17 protein-coding genes are annotated in these 16,373 nt (G+C 68.4%); 9 read left to right on the forward strand and 8 right to left on the reverse strand.

The annotated features are described in order from the left end of the window. Positions 1 to 19: 19 nt before the first annotated feature. Entirely contained in the window at positions 20 to 1,057 is a 1,038-nt protein-coding gene (locus JW030_RS02350) for a GNAT family N-acetyltransferase (protein WP_188046397.1), read from the forward strand. A 53-nt stretch (positions 1,058 to 1,110) separates the two neighbouring features. Here JW030_RS02350 and purQ read toward each other — a convergent pair whose 3' ends face one another. The 4 genes from purQ to JW030_RS02370 all read right to left on the reverse strand — a co-directional run bounded on the left by purQ (position 1,111) and on the right by JW030_RS02370 (position 4,013). Further along, positions 1,111 to 1,812 carry a phosphoribosylformylglycinamidine synthase subunit PurQ gene (gene purQ / locus JW030_RS02355; RefSeq protein WP_188046398.1) on the reverse strand — a complete coding sequence of 234 codons (702 nt, stop codon included), beginning with the start codon at positions 1,810 to 1,812 and terminating at the stop codon, positions 1,111 to 1,113. Continuing rightward, positions 1,812 to 2,072 (reverse strand): phosphoribosylformylglycinamidine synthase subunit PurS, encoded by a 261-nt coding sequence (gene purS / locus JW030_RS02360; protein WP_188046399.1) that lies wholly within the window; start codon positions 2,070 to 2,072, stop codon positions 1,812 to 1,814. Before purS ends, purQ begins: the two co-directional genes overlap by 1 nt. Positions 2,073 to 2,145: 73 nt before the next feature. Continuing rightward, positions 2,146 to 3,018, reverse strand: coding sequence for a VOC family protein (locus tag JW030_RS02365; protein WP_188046428.1), 873 nt, complete (start codon positions 3,016 to 3,018; stop codon positions 2,146 to 2,148). A 116-nt stretch (positions 3,019 to 3,134) separates the two neighbouring features. After that, on the reverse strand, positions 3,135 to 4,013 hold the full coding sequence (locus JW030_RS02370) for a phosphoribosylaminoimidazolesuccinocarboxamide synthase (protein WP_188046400.1): 879 nt from the start codon (positions 4,011 to 4,013) through the stop codon (positions 3,135 to 3,137). Positions 4,014 to 4,074: 61 nt separating this feature from the next. Between JW030_RS02370 and JW030_RS02375 the strand changes: the two genes are divergently transcribed. Then, positions 4,075 to 4,515, forward strand: coding sequence for an SRPBCC domain-containing protein (locus JW030_RS02375; protein WP_188046401.1), 441 nt, complete (start codon positions 4,075 to 4,077; stop codon positions 4,513 to 4,515). Here JW030_RS02375 and purD read toward each other — a convergent pair. Beyond that, positions 4,512 to 5,762 carry a phosphoribosylamine--glycine ligase gene (purD, locus tag JW030_RS02380; protein ID WP_188046402.1) on the reverse strand — a complete coding sequence of 417 codons (1,251 nt, stop codon included), beginning with the start codon at positions 5,760 to 5,762 and terminating at the stop codon, positions 4,512 to 4,514. The genes JW030_RS02375 and purD overlap by 4 nt on opposite strands. Positions 5,763 to 5,799: 37 nt before the next feature. On the opposite strand from purD, the gene JW030_RS02385 reads away from it, so the two are divergent. Genes JW030_RS02385 through tatA form a run of 3 tightly spaced genes read left to right on the forward strand, consistent with a single transcriptional unit; the run spans position 5,800 to position 6,799 of the window. After that, positions 5,800 to 6,174: a sterol carrier family protein gene (locus tag JW030_RS02385; RefSeq protein ID WP_188046403.1), complete on the forward strand. Its 375-nt coding sequence runs from the start codon at positions 5,800 to 5,802 to the stop codon at positions 6,172 to 6,174. A gap of 19 nt (positions 6,175 to 6,193) precedes the next feature. Beyond that, positions 6,194 to 6,544, forward strand: coding sequence for a hypothetical protein (locus JW030_RS02390; protein WP_188046404.1), 351 nt, complete (start codon positions 6,194 to 6,196; stop codon positions 6,542 to 6,544). A 33-nt stretch (positions 6,545 to 6,577) separates the two neighbouring features. Continuing rightward, a complete protein-coding gene (gene tatA / locus JW030_RS02395) occupies positions 6,578 to 6,799 on the forward strand; it encodes a twin-arginine translocase TatA/TatE family subunit (RefSeq protein ID WP_206348616.1) in 222 nt (73 codons plus the stop codon). Between the two features lie 79 nt (positions 6,800 to 6,878). On the opposite strand, the gene purF is transcribed toward tatA, so the two are convergent. Beyond that, entirely contained in the window at positions 6,879 to 8,339 is a 1,461-nt protein-coding gene (gene purF / locus JW030_RS02400; RefSeq protein ID WP_188046405.1) for an amidophosphoribosyltransferase, read from the reverse strand. 99 nt (positions 8,340 to 8,438) lie between these two features. Here purF and purM point away from each other — a divergent pair, with 99 nt between their 5' ends. Next, positions 8,439 to 9,548: a phosphoribosylformylglycinamidine cyclo-ligase gene (gene purM, locus JW030_RS02405; RefSeq protein WP_188046406.1), complete on the forward strand. Its 1,110-nt coding sequence runs from the start codon at positions 8,439 to 8,441 to the stop codon at positions 9,546 to 9,548. 95 nt (positions 9,549 to 9,643) lie between these two features. Here purM and JW030_RS02410 read toward each other — a convergent pair whose 3' ends face one another. After that, positions 9,644 to 9,874 carry a DUF3073 domain-containing protein gene (locus JW030_RS02410; protein ID WP_188046407.1) on the reverse strand — a complete coding sequence of 77 codons (231 nt, stop codon included), beginning with the start codon at positions 9,872 to 9,874 and terminating at the stop codon, positions 9,644 to 9,646. A gap of 110 nt (positions 9,875 to 9,984) precedes the next feature. Between JW030_RS02410 and JW030_RS02415 the strand changes: the two genes are divergently transcribed. Continuing rightward, a complete protein-coding gene (locus tag JW030_RS02415) occupies positions 9,985 to 10,656 on the forward strand; it encodes a hypothetical protein (protein ID WP_188046429.1) in 672 nt (223 codons plus the stop codon). On the opposite strand, the gene JW030_RS02420 is transcribed toward JW030_RS02415, so the two are convergent. Then, the gene (locus tag JW030_RS02420; RefSeq protein ID WP_241095517.1) at positions 10,653 to 11,870 is read right to left on the reverse strand and encodes a DUF445 domain-containing protein; all 1,218 of its coding nucleotides are present in this window, start codon (positions 11,868 to 11,870) and stop codon (positions 10,653 to 10,655) included. The genes JW030_RS02415 and JW030_RS02420 overlap by 4 nt on opposite strands. 173 nt (positions 11,871 to 12,043) lie before the next feature. On the opposite strand from JW030_RS02420, the gene JW030_RS02425 reads away from it, so the two are divergent. Together JW030_RS02425 and JW030_RS02430 are read left to right on the forward strand one after the other, a co-directional pair. Continuing rightward, positions 12,044 to 15,682, forward strand: coding sequence for an efflux RND transporter permease subunit (locus JW030_RS02425; RefSeq protein WP_188046409.1), 3,639 nt, complete (start codon positions 12,044 to 12,046; stop codon positions 15,680 to 15,682). Continuing rightward, complete coding sequence (locus JW030_RS02430; protein WP_188046410.1) at positions 15,679 to 16,224, forward strand: hypothetical protein; 546 nt, start codon at positions 15,679 to 15,681, stop codon at positions 16,222 to 16,224. The genes JW030_RS02425 and JW030_RS02430 overlap by 4 nt, the downstream gene beginning before the upstream one ends. Positions 16,225 to 16,373 lie beyond the last annotated feature (149 nt).

A 16,373-nucleotide genomic window follows, 5' to 3' on the forward strand; every position in this document is an offset into this window, starting at 1 on the left:
GCGAGAGTAAGCTACGCGGGTGACCCCGTCTGCCGCGCCCGTGTTCCACATCCGCCCCATCGACCCGGCCGAGTACGCGCGCGAGACCGATCTGGTCCGCGCGGCCTACGCGGCGGGTCCCTACCGGGACGAGCTGGCGCACGACGAGGTGTGGGCCGCCACGGAGCAGGACAGCGCGGGCCGGGACGCCGCGGGCCGGATCCTCGTCGCCGTCGCCGGGGACAGGCTGGTCGGCGCGGTGACCGTGCTGCGCGGCGGATCGGCCTACGCGAAGCTCGCGGGCGACGGCGAGGCCGAACTCCGGCTCCTCTCGGTGGCGCCCGAGTCCCAGGGAGCGGGCCTCGGCGCGGCCCTCACCCGCGCCGGCATGGAGCTTGCACTCAGCTGGGGGTCGACCGTGGTGCGGCTCGACACCGGCGTGAAGAACCCCGCAGCGTCGCTCTATGAGCGGCTCGGCTTCGAGCGCACGCCCGAGTTGGACGCGCGGCTCGACGAGATGTCTTATGGGTCCTCGCTCAGCTACGTCTACCCGCTGCAGGGGCGCGCTGACGTGTGCGTGCGTGAGATCCGGGCCGAGGAGATCTCAGCGGTCAGCGAGCTCGTGCTGGCCGCCTACCGCGACGACTATGACGGGCTGCCGGATGGCTACCTCGCGGAGATCGCGAACGTGGCCGAGCGCGTCGCCCAGCATCAGGTCTGGGTGGCGGCGGAGCGCGCCACCGGCGTGCTGCTTGGCACGGTCACGACTCCCCGGCCGGGCGAGACGCTGAGCGAGGTCGCGCGGCCGGGGGAGATGGACCTGCGCCTGCTGGGGGTCGCCGGCCGTGCGCGCGGCCGCGGGATCGGCTCGCTCCTCATGCGCCACGGGCTCCGGCTCGCCAGGATCCGGGGCAACTCCCGCGTCGTACTGAACACGAGCACCGACATGGTGGCGGCCTACGAGCTCTACGAACGGATGGGGTTCGCCCGGATGCCGGAGCGCGAGTTCGACATCGAACGCCCGGACGGCACGACCCTGCGACTGCTCGCGTACGGGATCGACGCTTCGGCCGGCTAAACGAACAGAGCGGCCCCGGGACGAATCCCGGGGCCGCTCTGTGTGCGTGGTGACTACGCGGCGCGGGCCGCGAGCGCCTCGACTGCCGCCTCAAAGAAGCGCAGTCCGTCGAGGCCCGAGCGCATGGCCTCGGGCGTGTTCGGGCCGAAGCCCGGCTCGACGGCGTGCTCGGGGTGGGGCATCAGACCGACGACGTTGCCGCGCTCGTTTGTGAGCCCCGCAATGTCGTTCAGTGAGCCATTCGGGTTGACGCCCGCGTAGCGGAACGCGACGAGGCCTTCGCCCTCGAGCCGCTTGAGCGTCTCGTCGTTCGCGACATAGCCGCCGTCGCCGTTCTTGAGTGGGATGACGATCTCTTCGTTCTTCGCGAACTTGTGCGTCCACGCGGTGTCCGCGTTCTCGACGATGAGCTTCTGATCGCGGCGAATGAACTGCTGGTTCGCGTTGCGGATCAGGCCGCCGGGAAGCAGCTTCGCCTCGACGAGCACCTGGAAACCATTGCAGATGCCGAGGATAGGCATGCCCGAGTTCGCGGCGTCGATGACCTCGGCCATGATGGGCGAGACCGCGGCGATTGCCCCGGGGCGCAGGTAGTCGCCGTAGCTGAATCCGCCGGGCAGGACGATCGCCTCGACGCCCTGCAGGTCGTGGTCGGCGTGCCAGAGCGCGACGGGCTCGGCGCCCGCGAGCCGGATCGCGCGCTGCGCGTCACGGTCGTCGAGCGAACCGGGGAAGGTGACGACGCCAATCTTCATTACGCGCCCGCTTCCTCGGGGAAGTGGATCGCGACGACGTCCTCGATCACCTGGTTTGAGAGCACCTGTTCGGCAACCTCGCGGGCGGCGGCACGCACCTCGTCGGTGATGGGTCCGTCGACGGTCAGCTCGAAGCGCTTTCCGACGCGCACGCCGTGGAACTGGCCCTTCCCGAGCCGATCAAGCGCACCTGAGGTGGCCTTGCCCTGCGGGTCGAGCAGCTCGGCCTTGGGCATGACTTCAACAACAATCGTGGGCACCGGTGGCCTCCGTATTTCGCGGGCTTCGGGCTAAATCAGCCGGGAGAGCGCGCGACGCGCTTCCGGGACCAGTCTACAAGGCGTTTTCGCCGTCGATTTCCCGTACCCGCACCCGGTTTCGCCAGGGGTCGAGCACGGTGAGCTCCGCGCCGTCGAACTCGCGCGCGATCCCGGCGGCCGCGAGGCGTGCGTCGAGCGCCGCGAGCGCCTCGCTGGATCCGCCGGGGGTGCCGTCGCCCGGCAGCTCGATGCGGACCTCGCCGAGGCCCAGCGCGGGCGTGCGGTCGGTGGCGCCCTTCGATTCCCATGTGTTCATGCCGAGGTGATGGTGGTACCCGCCGGCCGAGACGAACAGCGCCTGGGAGCCGTACACGTTGGTGACGTCAAAGCCCAGGGTGTCGACGTAGAACGCCTTCGCGGTGGGAATGTCGCCGACCTTGAGATGCACGTGGCCCACTGTCGCGGGGGTGTCCGCCACGGCGGCCGCGCCCTGCTCGGTCAGGTGCTGCTGCAGGTAGCGATTTGGGTCGAGGAACGCCGAGCCCATCTGCACCCCGCCGCCCGTCGGCAGCTCCCGCCACTGGGCACGCGGGCGATCGACGTACAGCTCGACACCGTTGCCCTCGGGGTCGCCGAAGTAAAACGCCTCGGACACGAGGTGGTCGCTCGACCCCTGGAACTTGCCGGGGGAGTGCCGGGCCGCGGCGTAGACGACCGAGGCGAGCTCGGCGGCCGTGGGGAACAAGAACGCCGTGTGGTACAGCCCGGCTGCCCCGGCGGGGGCCATGGCGAGGCTGCCGTCCTGGTCGAGCAGGATCGTCGCGACGCCCTGCCGACCGAGCGCCGCGGTCCCCTTCTCGTGACGGAGCACTTGCATGCCGAGGCCACGGTGGTAGAAGTCGATCATCGTGTCGAGGTCGCGCACCGTGAGGGTGACGGCGCCCATGCCGGTGGCATCGGGGAGCCGGCGCTCGGAATCAGGAGTCTGCAAGGGGTCCGCCTTTCGCTGGGTACCCCTAGTAAAACACTTGAATCTTCAAGTGTCTAGAGAGTGTGTGAAATCTATTCGCCCGTCAAGCGCGTCAGCAGCTCGCGGTAGCGATCCTGCGTCTGCGCCACGACCTCGGCGGGGAGCGCCGGGGGAGTGCCGGTGCCGTCCCAGTTCGCCGAGAGCCAGTTGCGCACGATCTGCTTGTCAAAGCTCTCGAGCCGGGCGGCACCCGTCGCGCCGCCGGCGTAGACGGCCGCGTCCCAGTAGCGACTCGAGTCGCTCGTGAGGACCTCGTCCGCAAGCACCAGCTCGGTGGAGCCGGGGACGACCCCGAACTCAAACTTGGTGTCCGCCAAGATGATCCCGCGCTCGGCAGCTCGCTCGCGCGCCGCCGTGAAGATCGCCAACGAAGCGTCGCGGAGCGCGGTGGCGTACTCGCGGCCGACGAGCTTGACGCTCTGCTCGAAGGTGATGTTTTCGTCATGCTCGCCCATGGGGGCCTTGTAGGCCGGGGTGTAGATCGGCTCGGGCAGCAGGTCGCCGTCGGACAAGCCCGCGGGCAGCTCGATGCCGCACACCGCGCCGGTGGCGACGTACTCCTTGTATCCGGAGCCCGTCAGAGCGCCGCGTACGACGCACTCGATGGGGAACATGTCGAGGTGGCGCGTGACCATCGCGCGGTCCGCGACCGCCGCGGGGGCAGCGGGACCGCTCGGGTCGAGATGGTTCGCGACGTCGAGGCGAGCGAACCACCAGCGCGACAGCGCCGTGAGGAGCGCGCCCTTGCCGGGAATCGGCGGCTCGAGCACGTGGTCGAAGGCGCTGACGCGATCGCTCGCGACCACGAGCAGGTGCGTCCCGCTCCCGTCTTCGGGAACGTAGAGGTCGCGGACCTTGCCCGAGTAGGTGTGGCGCCAGCCGGGGAGATCGAGAGTGGAAGAGTTCGTCACACTCTTATTCTGTCACCACGCGGCGCCCGCTATTGTGGGGAGCCAAGGAGAAGGAGGCGGCATGATCCCGGTCGGTCCTGTCACCGCGCGTCGCCACCTCGAGGCGCCGCGCGAGTCCGTGTGGCCGTGGCTTGCGGATCCTGAGCAGCGCGCAAGCTGGTGGCCCGACCTTGAGATCGAGCCCCGCGTCGGAGGTCGTGTCGCCGAGTACTGGGCCGAGGGTGAGGGCGAGGACCGCGTCGAACGCGACGCCGCGGGCGACGTCGACGTGTGGATCGTCGGGCACGCGATCGGCTTCCACTGGAGCGCGGCCGGCGACGAATCCGCCACCTCGGTGTTGATCTCGCTCTTGTCGGACAGCGGCGAGACCATCGTCACGGTCACCGAGACCGGCTTCGATGCGTTCTCTGACGCCGCATATCGGGTCCGCGCCTCAGCCGAGGGCTGGGACATGCTGCTCGACGACCTCGTCGCCGCTGTCAGCGCAGACAGCGACCGCTAGGCGACCCGAGCCGCGATATCTGTGCGGTGCTGGCCACCCGCAAGCCCGATGAGCTCGATCGCCGCGTATGCGCGCGCTCGCGCCTCGGCGAAGTTCGCGCCGCGCCCGACGACCGACAGGACACGCCCGCCGGTTGCGACCCAACCGCCGTCCGCGTCGCGCGCGGTCGCGGCGTGCACGAGGTGAACGCCGGGCATCGCGTTTGCCTGCGCCAGACCCGTGAGCTCGCGCCCGGTCGCGATCTCGCCGGGGTAGCCCTCGCTCGCGAGTACGACCGTGACGGCAACCTCGTCCGAGAACTCAAGCGGAGCGAGCGTGTCGAGCGCGCCGTTGGCCGAGGCCAGCAGCGCCTCGCTGAGCGGCGACGCGAGGCGCGGCAGCACGACCTGCGTCTCGGGGTCACCGAAGCGCGCATTGAACTCGATGACGCGGACGCCGTCCTTCGTGACGATGAGGCCGCAGTAGAGCAGGCCGACGAACGGGGTGTCCTCGCTCGCGAGCTGGCGCACCGTCGGCAGCGCGACCGTCTCGGTGATTTCCTCAACGAAGCCCTCGGGCAGCCACGGCAGCGGAGAGTACGCGCCCATGCCGCCGGTGTTGGGGCCCTCGTCGCCGTCGAAGATGCGCTTGTAGTCCTGTGCGGGGGTGAGCGGACGCACTGAGGTGCCGTCCGCGAAGAAGAAGAGCGAGACCTCCTGGCCATCCAGGAATTCCTCGATCAGCACTTCGCCGTGGGGGGCCCAGGTGGCCACGTGATCGAGAGCCGCCGCGCGGTCCTCGGTGACGAGCACGCCCTTGCCTGCCGCGAGGCCGTCGGCCTTGACGACGTAGGGGGCGCCGTAGCTGTCGAGCACGGTGGCCGCGGCCTCGACGGTTGCCACGCGCTCGGCGCGGCCCGTCGGCACGCCGGCCTCGGACATGATGCGCTTGGCGAAGGCCTTCGAGCCTTCGAGCTGAGCGGCCGCGGCGTCGGGGCCGAACACGGGAACGCCCATCGCGCGCAACGGGTCGGCCACGCCCGCGACGAGCGGCGCCTCCGGCCCAATCACCACGAGATCAAAGCCGGTGGCTTCGACGAAGCCGGCGACCGCGGACGGGTCAGTAATCGCAAGCTCGGCCGTTTCGACCTCGGCGGCGATGCCGGCATTCCCGGGAGCGCACACGACTTCGTGGCGGGTCTCCTCGCTCAGCAGCGCACGGACAATGGCGTGTTCGCGGGCACCCGAGCCCAGCACGAGAATCTTCACCCCCTCAGGATACCGGGGCGCGGGCTAGGCTCGCCCCATGGCAAATCGCAGGATCCCGATATTGGACGGCCGCGCCGCGCTCGCGCAGGCGGTTTCGGGCGAAACTACCCGGGCGGTGCAGGCAATGGCTGTCCGGTATCTGCTCGAGGAACTCGCCGAACGGGCCCCCGGCGGGACACTCGAGGTGCGCGTGCCGCCCTTCGGCGCGACGCAGTGCATCGCCGGCCCGAAGCACACCCGCGGCACCCCACCGAATGTGGTGGAGATGGACGCGGCGACCTGGATCGCCCTCGCCACGGGCTCGCTTGCGTGGGACGACGCCCTGCGCGACGCGCGCGTCGTCGCCTCGGGCACCCGAGCGACGCTCGCCGGACTGCTGCCCGTCGTGCGCCGTCCAGCGGGCGCCGAGTAATTCCTGCGAGAATGGGGATATGAGTACCCCTGAAGTCGATCCCGTCGAAGCTGGCGTCGAAGCTGAGCTGCCGCACGAGCCAGTCGTCGTTGCCGAGCAGGAGGTCGAGGTGACGATCGAGCGCTCGGTGCGCTACGGCAGGATCCTGATCGGTGGGGCCATCCTCGGCGCCGCGCTCGCGAGCCTCGCGAGCGTGTTCTTCCCGATCGCGCTCGAGGCGGACTACTCGATGGCCCAGATCATGGGCTTCATGCTGTTGATCGGTGCCGCGATCGGGCTGGGCCTCGCGGGTATCCTTTCCCTCATTCTCTCGGCCGCCGCACAGCGTCGCCGAGGTACTGCCGTCGCGATTCAGTCCGACGTGCGATAATGACCACACACTGACGATCGGAGCGATCTCCTCATGCTTGGAAACCTGTCCGGATGGCACCTCGTTGTCATCCTCTTCATCATCCTGTTGCTCTTCGGTGCGCCGAAGCTTCCGGGTCTCGCCAAGAGCCTCGGGCAGTCGATGCGGATCCTGAAGAAGGAAGTCTCGAACACCGAGACCTCCACGAACGCAGACGCAGCGGGCGCGAGCAACGATGCTGCCGCCCCGAAGAAGGACGAAGCCGCCGGCGCCTAGCCGTCAGCGCCTCGTTAAACGGGCGCCGCCCCTGGAAATCACTCCAGGGGCGGCGCCCGTTTTTTTCGCCTTCGCGGCGCTAGCTGCGTTGGTTGTCCTCGACCCAGGCGAGGTACTCGGCGTCGATGTCGCCCGCGAGGTACTCGCCCGTGAAGCAGCTCATCTCGAGTTCCTCCACCGCATCCTGCCCGGCGAGGATGGCTCGGCTCATGTCCTCGACCCGCTGATAGATTAGCTGGTCAGCGCCGAGCTCGCGAGCGATCTCGTCGTAGGTGCGACCGTGCGCCACCAGTTCGGTGCGGGTCGGCATGTTGATGCCGTACACGTGGGGGAAGAGCACGGGCGGGGCCGCCGACGCGAAGGTCACCCGACGGGCGCCCGCGGCGCGCGCCATCTCGATGATCTCCCGCGACGTCGTGCCGCGAACGATCGAGTCGTCCACGAGCAAGACGTGCTTTCCCTTGAACTCGACGCTCATCGCGTTGAGCTTCTGGCGCACGCTGCGCTTGCGGACCGCCTGCCCGGGCATGATGAAGGTGCGGCCGACGTAGTGGTTCTTAAAGAACCCCTCGCGGTACGGCAGGCCGAGCTTTTGCGCGACCTGCATCGCGCTCGGGCGGGCCGAGTCCGGGATCGGCATGACCACGTCGACGTCATCGATCGACATCTCGCTGACGATCTGGTCAGCGAGCGCGTCGCCGAGGCGCAGGCGCGCGTCGTAGACCGCGATTCCGCTGAGCACCGAGTCGGGGCGGGCGAGGTAGATGTATTCGAATGCGCAGGGCACGAGTCGGGGCGCGGTCGCGCACTGACGTGAGCGCATCTCGCCGCCGGGGGAAATGAGGATCGCCTCGCCGGGAGCGACGTCCCGCACGATCTCATAGCCGCCGGACTCGAGTACGAGCGACTCCGAGGCCACGATCCACTCTTCGCGGTGCAGCTCGGTGTGGCGGCGCCCGAGCACGAGCGGCCGGATCCCGAGAGGGTCGCGGAAGGCGAGCAGGCCGTGGCCGGCGATCATCGCGATCACCGAGTACGAGCCCTCGACGCGCGAGTGCACGCCGGCGACCGCGTCGAACACCTGCGCGGCGTCGAGCGAGAGCCCGCCGATGCTCGACTGCAGCTCGTTCGCGAGCACGTTGAGCAGCAGCTCGGTGTCAGAGTGGGTGTTCAGGTGACGGCGATCGACGTTGTACAGCTCAGCGGCGAGCTCACGCGTGTTCGTCAGGTTGCCGTTGTGGACGAGCGTGATGCCGTAGGGCGCGTTGACATAGAACGGCTGGGCCTCTTCGTCGCTGGCCGCGCTGCCGCGGGTCGTGTAGCGCACGTGGCCGAGGCCGACATTGCCTACAAGCATGCGCATGTCGCGGGTGCGGTACGCCTCGCGGACCTGTCCCTTGACCTTGACCATATGGAACTGGCTTCCGTCGGCGGTGGCGATGCCGGAGGAGTCCTGACCGCGATGCTGCAAGAGCAGCAGGCTGTCGTAGATTTGCTGATTGACGGGCTGAGTTGAGACGACGCCGACGATGCCGCACATGCGCTGAGCTGACTCCTTGGAGTGGGGGAGATCCCTCGGTGGGAAGGCGTATCCAGTCTCGCACACCGCACACCTTTCCGAGCGCGCTAGGCTGGACACGTGAGCGAGAACGCATCGATCTATGCCGAAGCTGGAGTCGACACTGCCGCAGGTGATGTCGCAGTTGAGCTAATGAAGTCCGCCATCGCGCGGACCCATGGCCCGCAAGTGCTGGGCGGAGTAGGTGGGTTTGCTGGTCTCTTTGACGCGACGGCACTCACCAAGTACCGCCGGCCGTTGCTGGCGACGTCGACCGACGGGGTCGGCACGAAGGTCGCCATCGCGCAGGCGATCGACAAGCACGACACCATCGGGCAGGATCTCGTCGGCATGGTCGTCGACGACATCATCGTGGTGGGAGCCGCCCCCCTGTTCATGACCGACTACATCGCATGCGGGCGCCTCGTGCCCGAGCGCATCGCGGACATCGTGCGTGGTATTGCCCTCGCCTGTGAGGCCACGGGCACCGCGCTCGTCGGCGGCGAGACCGCCGAGCATCCCGGCCTGTTGGGCGTCGATGAGTACGACGTCGCGGGCGCCGCGGTGGGCGTGGTCGAGGCGGACCGTCTGCTCGGACCGGATCGCGTGCGGGACGGCGACGTCGTCATCGCGATGGGCGCCTCCGGGCTGCACTCGAACGGTTACTCGCTCGTGCGACACATCCTCGCCAAGAACGACGTGCTCTTCACCGACCACAGCGATGACCTCGGCATGGGGTACGGCGAGGCACTGCTCGAGCCGACCATGCTCTACACCGGCCCGCTCCTGAAGGTCCTCGAAGACCCGGCGCTCGACGGCGCGGTACACGCCCTCAGTCACGTCACCGGCGGCGGCATTGCGGCCAACCTGGCACGCGTCCTCCCGACCGGATCCTGGACCGAGGTCGACCGCGCCTCGTGGTCCCCGCTGCCCGTCTTCCGTCACCTCGCCGAACTCGGTGGGCACACGCTCCCGAGCCTCGAGCAGGCCTGGAATCTGGGCATTGGCATGTTCGCGGTCGTCGAGGCAGCCCGCGCTGACGCGGTGCTCGCCAAGCTGCGCGAGACTGGCCTGACCGCCTGGACCGCCGGCACGATTGCGACGTCAACGCGCGACTTCACGGGGTTTGAGCAGGGCGCGAAGGGTGTCAACGGCGGCGCTGTTCGCCTCATCGGCGACTACCGCAGCTAGCAGAAACGGCGAAGGCCCCAGCGAACCGAGGTTCGTATGGGGCCTTCACTCACACCGCGCTGCTGGGGTTGAGATCAACTCACGGTTGAGGCAACTCAGCGTTCGCTGTCGTCGTCAGAATCGTCGTCGTCGCCGTTGTACTTCTCGGCGTACTCCGACCACAGGTCAGGTTCCGGCTCTGCGACACGTTCCGCTACCGGCATCGGTGTGTGATGATCGGGAATTCCGAGCTCACGCTCCAGAGCGGAATAGTTCGTGTCGGGGCTGAAATACTTCAGTTCCCGAGCGACCTTTGTGTGCTTCGCTTTTTGACGGCCACGCCCCATGCGAGACCCCCTTACACATTCGGGCCCCGCGGGAAATGGGCCGCGAGGCGAGGCTAATACTCGTGAATACGATTTGGTCCGAGCTTAGCATGGTGGACCCCCCGAGTAACATGAGGCGGGTGACCGACGCTACGCCCCGACCCCGACGAAATCGCACCCGAATTGTATTGCTCGCGCTCATTGCCGTCGCCGCAATCGTGCTGGTGCTCGTCGCGGCAATCGTTCTCCCGATTTTCACGCACCAAAACTCCGGCGGCTCGGGCCAGGTGGCGTCCGAGGGCTTCCCCGATTCCGTGTCGGCGGACGGCGCGGACGGCCGCACACGCACGCTCTCCGCACAGACCCCGGACGGCGCGAAGGTGGACCTGTCGCAGCTGTCGCCCGGCGATGAGGTCTTGGTGACCGGCTCGGGCTTCAATTCCGCAAACGGCATTTATGTCGGCTTCTGCCGGATTCCCGACAGCCCAGAGGTGAAGCCGTCGCCTTGCCTCGGCGGCATTCCCGAGGACGCACGAGCGGAGAAGGAGCACCCCGCAGCAGGCGCAGACGCGGCAGAGAGCGTCTGGCTCACTGACAACTGGGCGTGGCGATCGTTCGCTACCGGGGGCTTCGACGACGGCGAGAGGGGCACGTTCACCGCGCGGTTGGTCGTCCCGGAGCCCGAGGCGAATGGCCTCGACTGCCGGGCGGAACGCTGCGGCATCACGACGCGCAACGACCACACGGCCGCCGCCGACCGGGTGCAGGATCTGCACCTCGCGATCGGTTTCGCCGAAGACTAACCGACCAGCGGAGCGATCACGAGCTGCGCGAAGGTGAAGATCGCGAGTCCGGCGAGCGATCCCACAATGGTGCCGTTGATCCGAATAAATTGCAGATCCTTGCCGATCTGCAATTCGATCTTCTCCGCTGCTTCCTGGGCGTCCCAGCGCTGCACGGTCTCGACGATCACGCCGCTGAGGTCGGCGCGGTAGGTCCGCACGAGGTGCTCGGCGACGCCCATGACCCAGACGTCGACCTTGTACTGCAGGGTCGGATCCTGCTCGAGCTTGTGCCCGAAATCCTGGGTGGCGCGCGCGATGCGGCGGCGCAGCTCGCTCTCGGGATCCTGCAGCATCTCGACCAGCGCTCCGCGGGCGGTGCTCCAGGTGCTCGCCGCGAGGGCGCGCACCCGCGGGCTGTCGAAGACCTCGCGCTTGTACGACTCGAGCTGCTCGTTCAGCGACGGCTTGTCGCCGAGGTCGCGGGCAAGATCCTGCAGGAACTGACCGACCGCAAGGCGGAACGGGTGGTCGTGCTCGGAGCGAATCTGGCGGGCGAAGCGGACCGCCTCGGAGTGCAGGCGGTCGTCGACGAATCGGTCGACGACGCTCGGCACCCAGCTCGGCAAGCGTGAGGAGACGACCTTGTCGAACACGCGAGGGTTCGCCTCGAGCCAGTCGCCCAGGTGATCGGCGGCAATGTCGAGCAGTGCCTCGTGGTGGCCGCCGGCGACGAACGACTCGGTGGCGCGCCCCAGGGTCGGCCCCCAGGCCGGTTCGATGACGTGCTTGCGCACGAGTGCCTCGATGAGCTCCTGCACGTCCGAGTCATTCAGGACGGTGAGCGCGCCGAGCCCCACGCTCGCGACCGCGTCGGCGACGCTCTTGGCGTGCTTCTCCTGGCCGAGCCATTCGCCGGCGAGCCGAGCACCGCTGATCTGAGACAGCTTCTCGTGCACAACCTCGTCCGAGAGGAAGTTCTCTTCGACGAATGAGCCGAGCCCCGCGCCAATCTCGTCCTTCTTGTGCGAGATGAGGTTGGTGTGGGGGATGGGCAGGCCGAGCGGGCGGCGGAACAGCGCGGTGACGGCGAACCAGTCGGCGACGGCGCCCACCATGCCGCCCTCGCTTGCCGCGCGAACATATGCCAGCCACGGCACGTGCTCTTGGAAGGCAAACGAGACGACGAACACCACTGCCATGGCGAGCAGCAGGCCGAGCGCGATCGCTTGCATGCGCCGCAGTCCTGCCAGGCGCTGAAAATCGTCGGGCGTAACGGCACCCAGAGTGCGTGAGGATCGGGCCAGGGGCATTCCCTCATTATGCTCTGCCTGACGCCGCCGCAGGGCCGCTCAGCCCACACCTCGCCGCCAGATTCACCCGAGGCGCGCGTGGCATACTCGCAGCTATGCATCTCTTCGCGATCGCGAGTCTCAAGAACCGTGCCCTGATTGCGCTTGTCACGGTGGTGGTGGCCCTCTTCGGCGTCATCTCCATGGGTGGTCTGCGGCAGGAGCTCATGCCGTCGGTGCAGTTCCCGACGATCGCGATTGTCACGAGCTACCCCGGCGCCTCCCCCGAGGTGGTGAACGAAGACGTCTCGGCACCCATTGAGGCAGCCCTCCGCGGCGTCCCGAGCCTCGAGCGCACCACAGCGACGTCATCGACCAACAGTTCGGTGGTGCTCGCCGAGTTCACCTACGGGATCGATCTCGCCTCCACCGAGCAGAAGGTCGAACGCGCCGTCAGCCGCATTGCCGCGGTGCTGCCGGAGGGCGTCGAGCCACAGGTCATGTCGGGATCGCTCGACGACTTCCCCGTCATTCAGATCGCGGTGACGCCCGCGGATGGGAGCGACGCGGAAGAGACCGCGGCGCTCGTAGAGCGCATCGCGATCCCTGAGCTCGGCGACATTGACGGCGTGCGCGAGGCCCAGCTGGTCGGTGCTCGCGGCGACCGCATCGCCATTACCCCGAACGCCGAGACCCTCGCGGCGAACGGCCTCTCTGCCACCGCGATCAGCGACGCGCTGCAGCAGAACGGCATTCTGATCCCCGCGGGAACGGTAGCCGAGGGCGACCGCACGCTGGCCGTTCAGGCGGGCGCGACGATCGAATCGGTCGACGAGGTTGCAGCGCTCCCTCTCGTATGGGGCCCCGAGGGGTACATGCAGCCGGTCGCGCCCGTCGCTCCCGACACAGGTGCCGCTGCGGGCGCGGGCGATCCCGCATTGCAGGATCCTGCCGCTGCCGCGGCTGCTGCCGCCGCGGCCGGTCAGGCCGCCGCGCAGGCGCCCACCATGGCGCCGGCGCCCCGCACCCCGCTGACCATCGGCGACGTCGCAGACGTGCGCCTCGAAGCGAACCCGGTCACCGGGATCTCACGTGTCGATGGCAAGCCCGCGATCACGATCGCGGTGACGAAGCTCGGGACTGCCAACACGGTCGAGGTGTCGCACCAGGTGTCCGACGCGCTGCCTGAACTGCAGAAGGCGCTCGGCGGCGCGACCCTGACGGTCGTGTTCGATCAGGCGCCGTACATCGAGCAGTCGATCCACACGCTCACGATTGAGGGCATGCTCGGGCTCGTCTTCGCGATCCTGGTCATCCTGGTCTTCCTGCTGTCGGTGCGTGCGACACTCGTCACCGCCATCTCGATCCCGACCTCGGTGCTGATGACCTTCATCGGGCTGAACTTCGCCGGATACACCCTGAACATCCTCACGCTCGGCGCGCTGACCATCGCCATCGGCCGAGTCGTGGACGACTCGATCGTGGTGATCGAGAACATCAAGCGCCACCTGGCACCGGGGGTCGACAAGGCGACCACCATTGTCACCGCGGTGCGCGAGGTTGCCGGAGCGATCACCGCCTCGACGCTCACGACCGTCGCGGTCTTCCTGCCGATGGCGTTCGTCGCGGGCATGGTGGGCGAGTTGTTCCGCCCGTTCGCGCTCACGATCACGCTGGCGCTTGCGGCCTCGCTCATCGTCTCGCTGACGATCGTGCCGGTGCTGGCGTACTGGTTCCTGCGCCCCGACCGGGTCAAGGCCATCGCCGCTGGCGACGGTTCGGAGGGCAGGGCCGAGCCGGCCCCCGCGGTGCACGGCGAAGAGCGCGTGACCGCGCTGCAGCGCAGCTACCTGCCGGTCATCGCTTGGACGCTGCGCCGCCCGGTCGTCACGATGTTGATCGCCGTGGTGGCCCTCGGTGCCACGGTCGCGGCCGCGCCGCTCATGAAGACGAACTTCATTGGCGCGGACGGGCAAAACTCGATCGGCCTCACCCAGACGCTCGCCCCCGGCACCAGTCTGGACGCGCAGCTCGCCCAGGCCGAGAAGGTCGAGAGCGTGCTCGCGGACGTCGACGGCGTCGAGACCGTGCAGGTGACCATCGGCGGATCCGGTGGCATGTCCGCCTTTGCCGGTGGCAGCAGCGACGGTGCCGTGAGCTACTCGATCACCACCGACCCCGATGCCGACCAGGTCGCGCTGCAGCAGCAGATTCGTGACGCGGTCGACGGGCTCAGTGATGCCGGCGAGTTCACCCTCGGACAGGGCGGGGGCTCGGGCTTCTCGAGCTCGATCGCGGTCGAGATCACGGCTCCTGACCAGGACACGCTTGCCGAGGCGTCCGACGCCATCGTTGCGGCGATGAAAGATCAGCCGACGTTGATGGAGGTCGAGAGCAACCTCGGCACCTCGCGGCCGTACCTGGCGATCACGGTGAACCGGGAAGCTGCGGCGGAGGTCGGCCTCAGCGAGGCCGCGGTCTCTGGCCTCGTCGCGCAGCGCATGCAGCCGTCCCGGATCGGCCAGATCGTGCTCGACAACTCGAGCGTCGGCGTCTACCTGACCGACTCGGCCGTGCCGGCGGATCGCGACGCGGTGGCCGCGATCGAGATTCCCAGCGTGGTTGGCCCCCAGCGCCTCGACGCGATCGCGACCGTGGAGGTCGCGGACGGCCCCGTCTCGATCACTACGGTGGCGGGCGCGAGGTCGGCAACCGTGTCGGCGCTTCCGGTCGGCGACGACCTCACCGCCGCCGGCGCCGAGGTAACCGCGGCCCTGGCCAGCGTCGACCTGCCCGACGGGGCGACCGCCGGCATCGGCGGCGTGATGGCCGACCAGGAAGAGGCGTTTGGGCAGCTTGGGCTCGCGCTGCTGGCCGCGATCCTGATTGTCTACATCATCATGGTCGCGACGTTCAAGAGCCTGCTCCAGCCGCTACTCCTGCTGGTTTCGGTGCCCTTCGCCGCGACCGGCGCGATCGCGCTGCAGATTCTCACCGGCACGCCGCTCGGGGTGCCCTCGCTGATCGGCGTGCTCATGCTCGTCGGCATCGTGGTGACAAACGCCATCGTGCTCGTGGACCTCGTGAACCAACTGCGCGAACGAGGAGTTCCCCTGCGCGAGGCGGTCACGCTGGGCAGCGCCCGCCGGCTCCGCCCGATCCTGATGACCGCGCTCGCGACGATCCTGGCGCTCGTGCCGATGGGGCTCGGCCTCAGCGGTCAGGGAGGCTTCATCTCGCAGCCGCTCGCGATCGTCGTGATCGGCGGCCTGCTGTCCTCGACGGTGCTGACGCTCGTCGTGCTGCCGACGCTCTACTTCCTCGTCGAGGGCGCGCGCGAGCGTGGTGCTGCGCGGCGAACGGAGCGACGCGAGGCGCGCCTTGACGCGCGCGACGACCGCCGCGCCGCGAAGCAGGCTGCAACCGTAGCTGCAGCTGCTTCCGCGACGGCGGTGTCGGCAGCGAATGGCGTGACGGAGGCCTATGCGACGGAGGCCCATGCAACCGAGACCGATGCAACCGAGGCCGAGACCGCTGCGGACGCCGTGCGGGCTGAAGATGCCGCGACGGCTGAGGCCGAAGCGGTAGATACTGGCGAGGCGCCATCAGCCAGGCCGGCGATTTCGGGGGACACCCCGGTGGCTGCTCCGCGCGAGTGGGCTGATTTGACCGGCGACCGGCAGGATCCTGCCCCCGAGGTCGAGGCTGCCCCCGAGACTGAACCGACGAACAACCCAGAAGAGGATGCCCGATGAGTCTCGCGAACCAGGATGTAGTGGCCCGGAGCTCGATGATCTCGGGCGACGTCGAGTCGGTGGACGAGCTCTTCGACGACCCGGAGCTGCTGCTTTCGGTTGAGGACCAGCCCGGCGTCGCCGGTACGCGCTGGCGGGACATGCGTGCTGCGCGGCCGGGTGCGAGCACCGGCGTGATCGAGCTGTCCTACGGTGGCCTGCTGCTCGCCGATGCGCGCCTGAGCGATGAACTGTGGCCCTTGTGGTCGTACCTGCTCGCGATGATCGAGGAGTACCTCGCGGACGGCGTCGGCCAGGCGGCGTTCCCGAACCGTCCGGTGCACATCGTGCTGCGTGACCGCGAGGACACGAGCTACTTCGCGGTGGGCGACATCGAACTCGACGTGCACGCGCCAAGCCTCATCCGTGGCCTGCTCGAGGGCGCCGAGGCGTTCTTCACCTGGTTGCTGGAGGAATGCGAGGAAGAGGACGCTGCCGGCGAGCTCGCGGTGATCGGGCAGATTCGTGCCGAGATTGCGGACGAGGACGAGTCGGAGTTCTAGCTCGTTCGAAAGTTTCTCGGGCTTTTCCCGCGGATATCGGGTACAGTCAATTCGTCGGCTTGGATGTTGGCGCGCCCCGAAATGAGGTGGCACGCCCGTATGCATCCGCTAGGCCGGTTCCTGAGGGCGGATAGACCCTCAACTCACTC

It is taken from the genome of Leucobacter sp. CX169, from assembly GCF_017161405.1.
Classification (GTDB): domain Bacteria; phylum Actinomycetota; class Actinomycetes; order Actinomycetales; family Microbacteriaceae; genus Cx-87.

What these genes read in the sequence shown, in the direction of transcription:
- purQ (WP_188046398.1), bottom strand. Translation starts at nt 1,812, where the DNA reads ATGAAGATTGGCGTCGTCACCTTCCCCGGTTCGCTCGACGACCGTGAC.
- JW030_RS02365 (WP_188046428.1), bottom strand. Translation starts at nt 3,018, where the DNA reads ATGGGCGCCGTCACCCTCACGGTGCGCGACCTCGACACGATGATCGAC.
- JW030_RS02375 (WP_188046401.1), top strand. Translation starts at nt 4,075, where the DNA reads ATGATCCCGGTCGGTCCTGTCACCGCGCGTCGCCACCTCGAGGCGCCG.
- JW030_RS02385 (WP_188046403.1), top strand. Translation starts at nt 5,800, where the DNA reads ATGGCAAATCGCAGGATCCCGATATTGGACGGCCGCGCCGCGCTCGCG.
- JW030_RS02390 (WP_188046404.1), top strand. Translation starts at nt 6,194, where the DNA reads ATGAGTACCCCTGAAGTCGATCCCGTCGAAGCTGGCGTCGAAGCTGAG.
- tatA (WP_206348616.1), top strand. Translation starts at nt 6,578, where the DNA reads ATGCTTGGAAACCTGTCCGGATGGCACCTCGTTGTCATCCTCTTCATC.
- purF (WP_188046405.1), bottom strand. Translation starts at nt 8,339, where the DNA reads ATGTGCGGCATCGTCGGCGTCGTCTCAACTCAGCCCGTCAATCAGCAA.
- JW030_RS02410 (WP_188046407.1), bottom strand. Translation starts at nt 9,874, where the DNA reads ATGGGGCGTGGCCGTCAAAAAGCGAAGCACACAAAGGTCGCTCGGGAA.
- JW030_RS02415 (WP_188046429.1), top strand. Translation starts at nt 9,985, where the DNA reads ATGAGGCGGGTGACCGACGCTACGCCCCGACCCCGACGAAATCGCACC.
- JW030_RS02420 (WP_241095517.1), bottom strand. Translation starts at nt 11,870, where the DNA reads ATGCAAGCGATCGCGCTCGGCCTGCTGCTCGCCATGGCAGTGGTGTTC.
- JW030_RS02425 (WP_188046409.1), top strand. Translation starts at nt 12,044, where the DNA reads ATGCATCTCTTCGCGATCGCGAGTCTCAAGAACCGTGCCCTGATTGCG.
- JW030_RS02430 (WP_188046410.1), top strand. Translation starts at nt 15,679, where the DNA reads ATGAGTCTCGCGAACCAGGATGTAGTGGCCCGGAGCTCGATGATCTCG.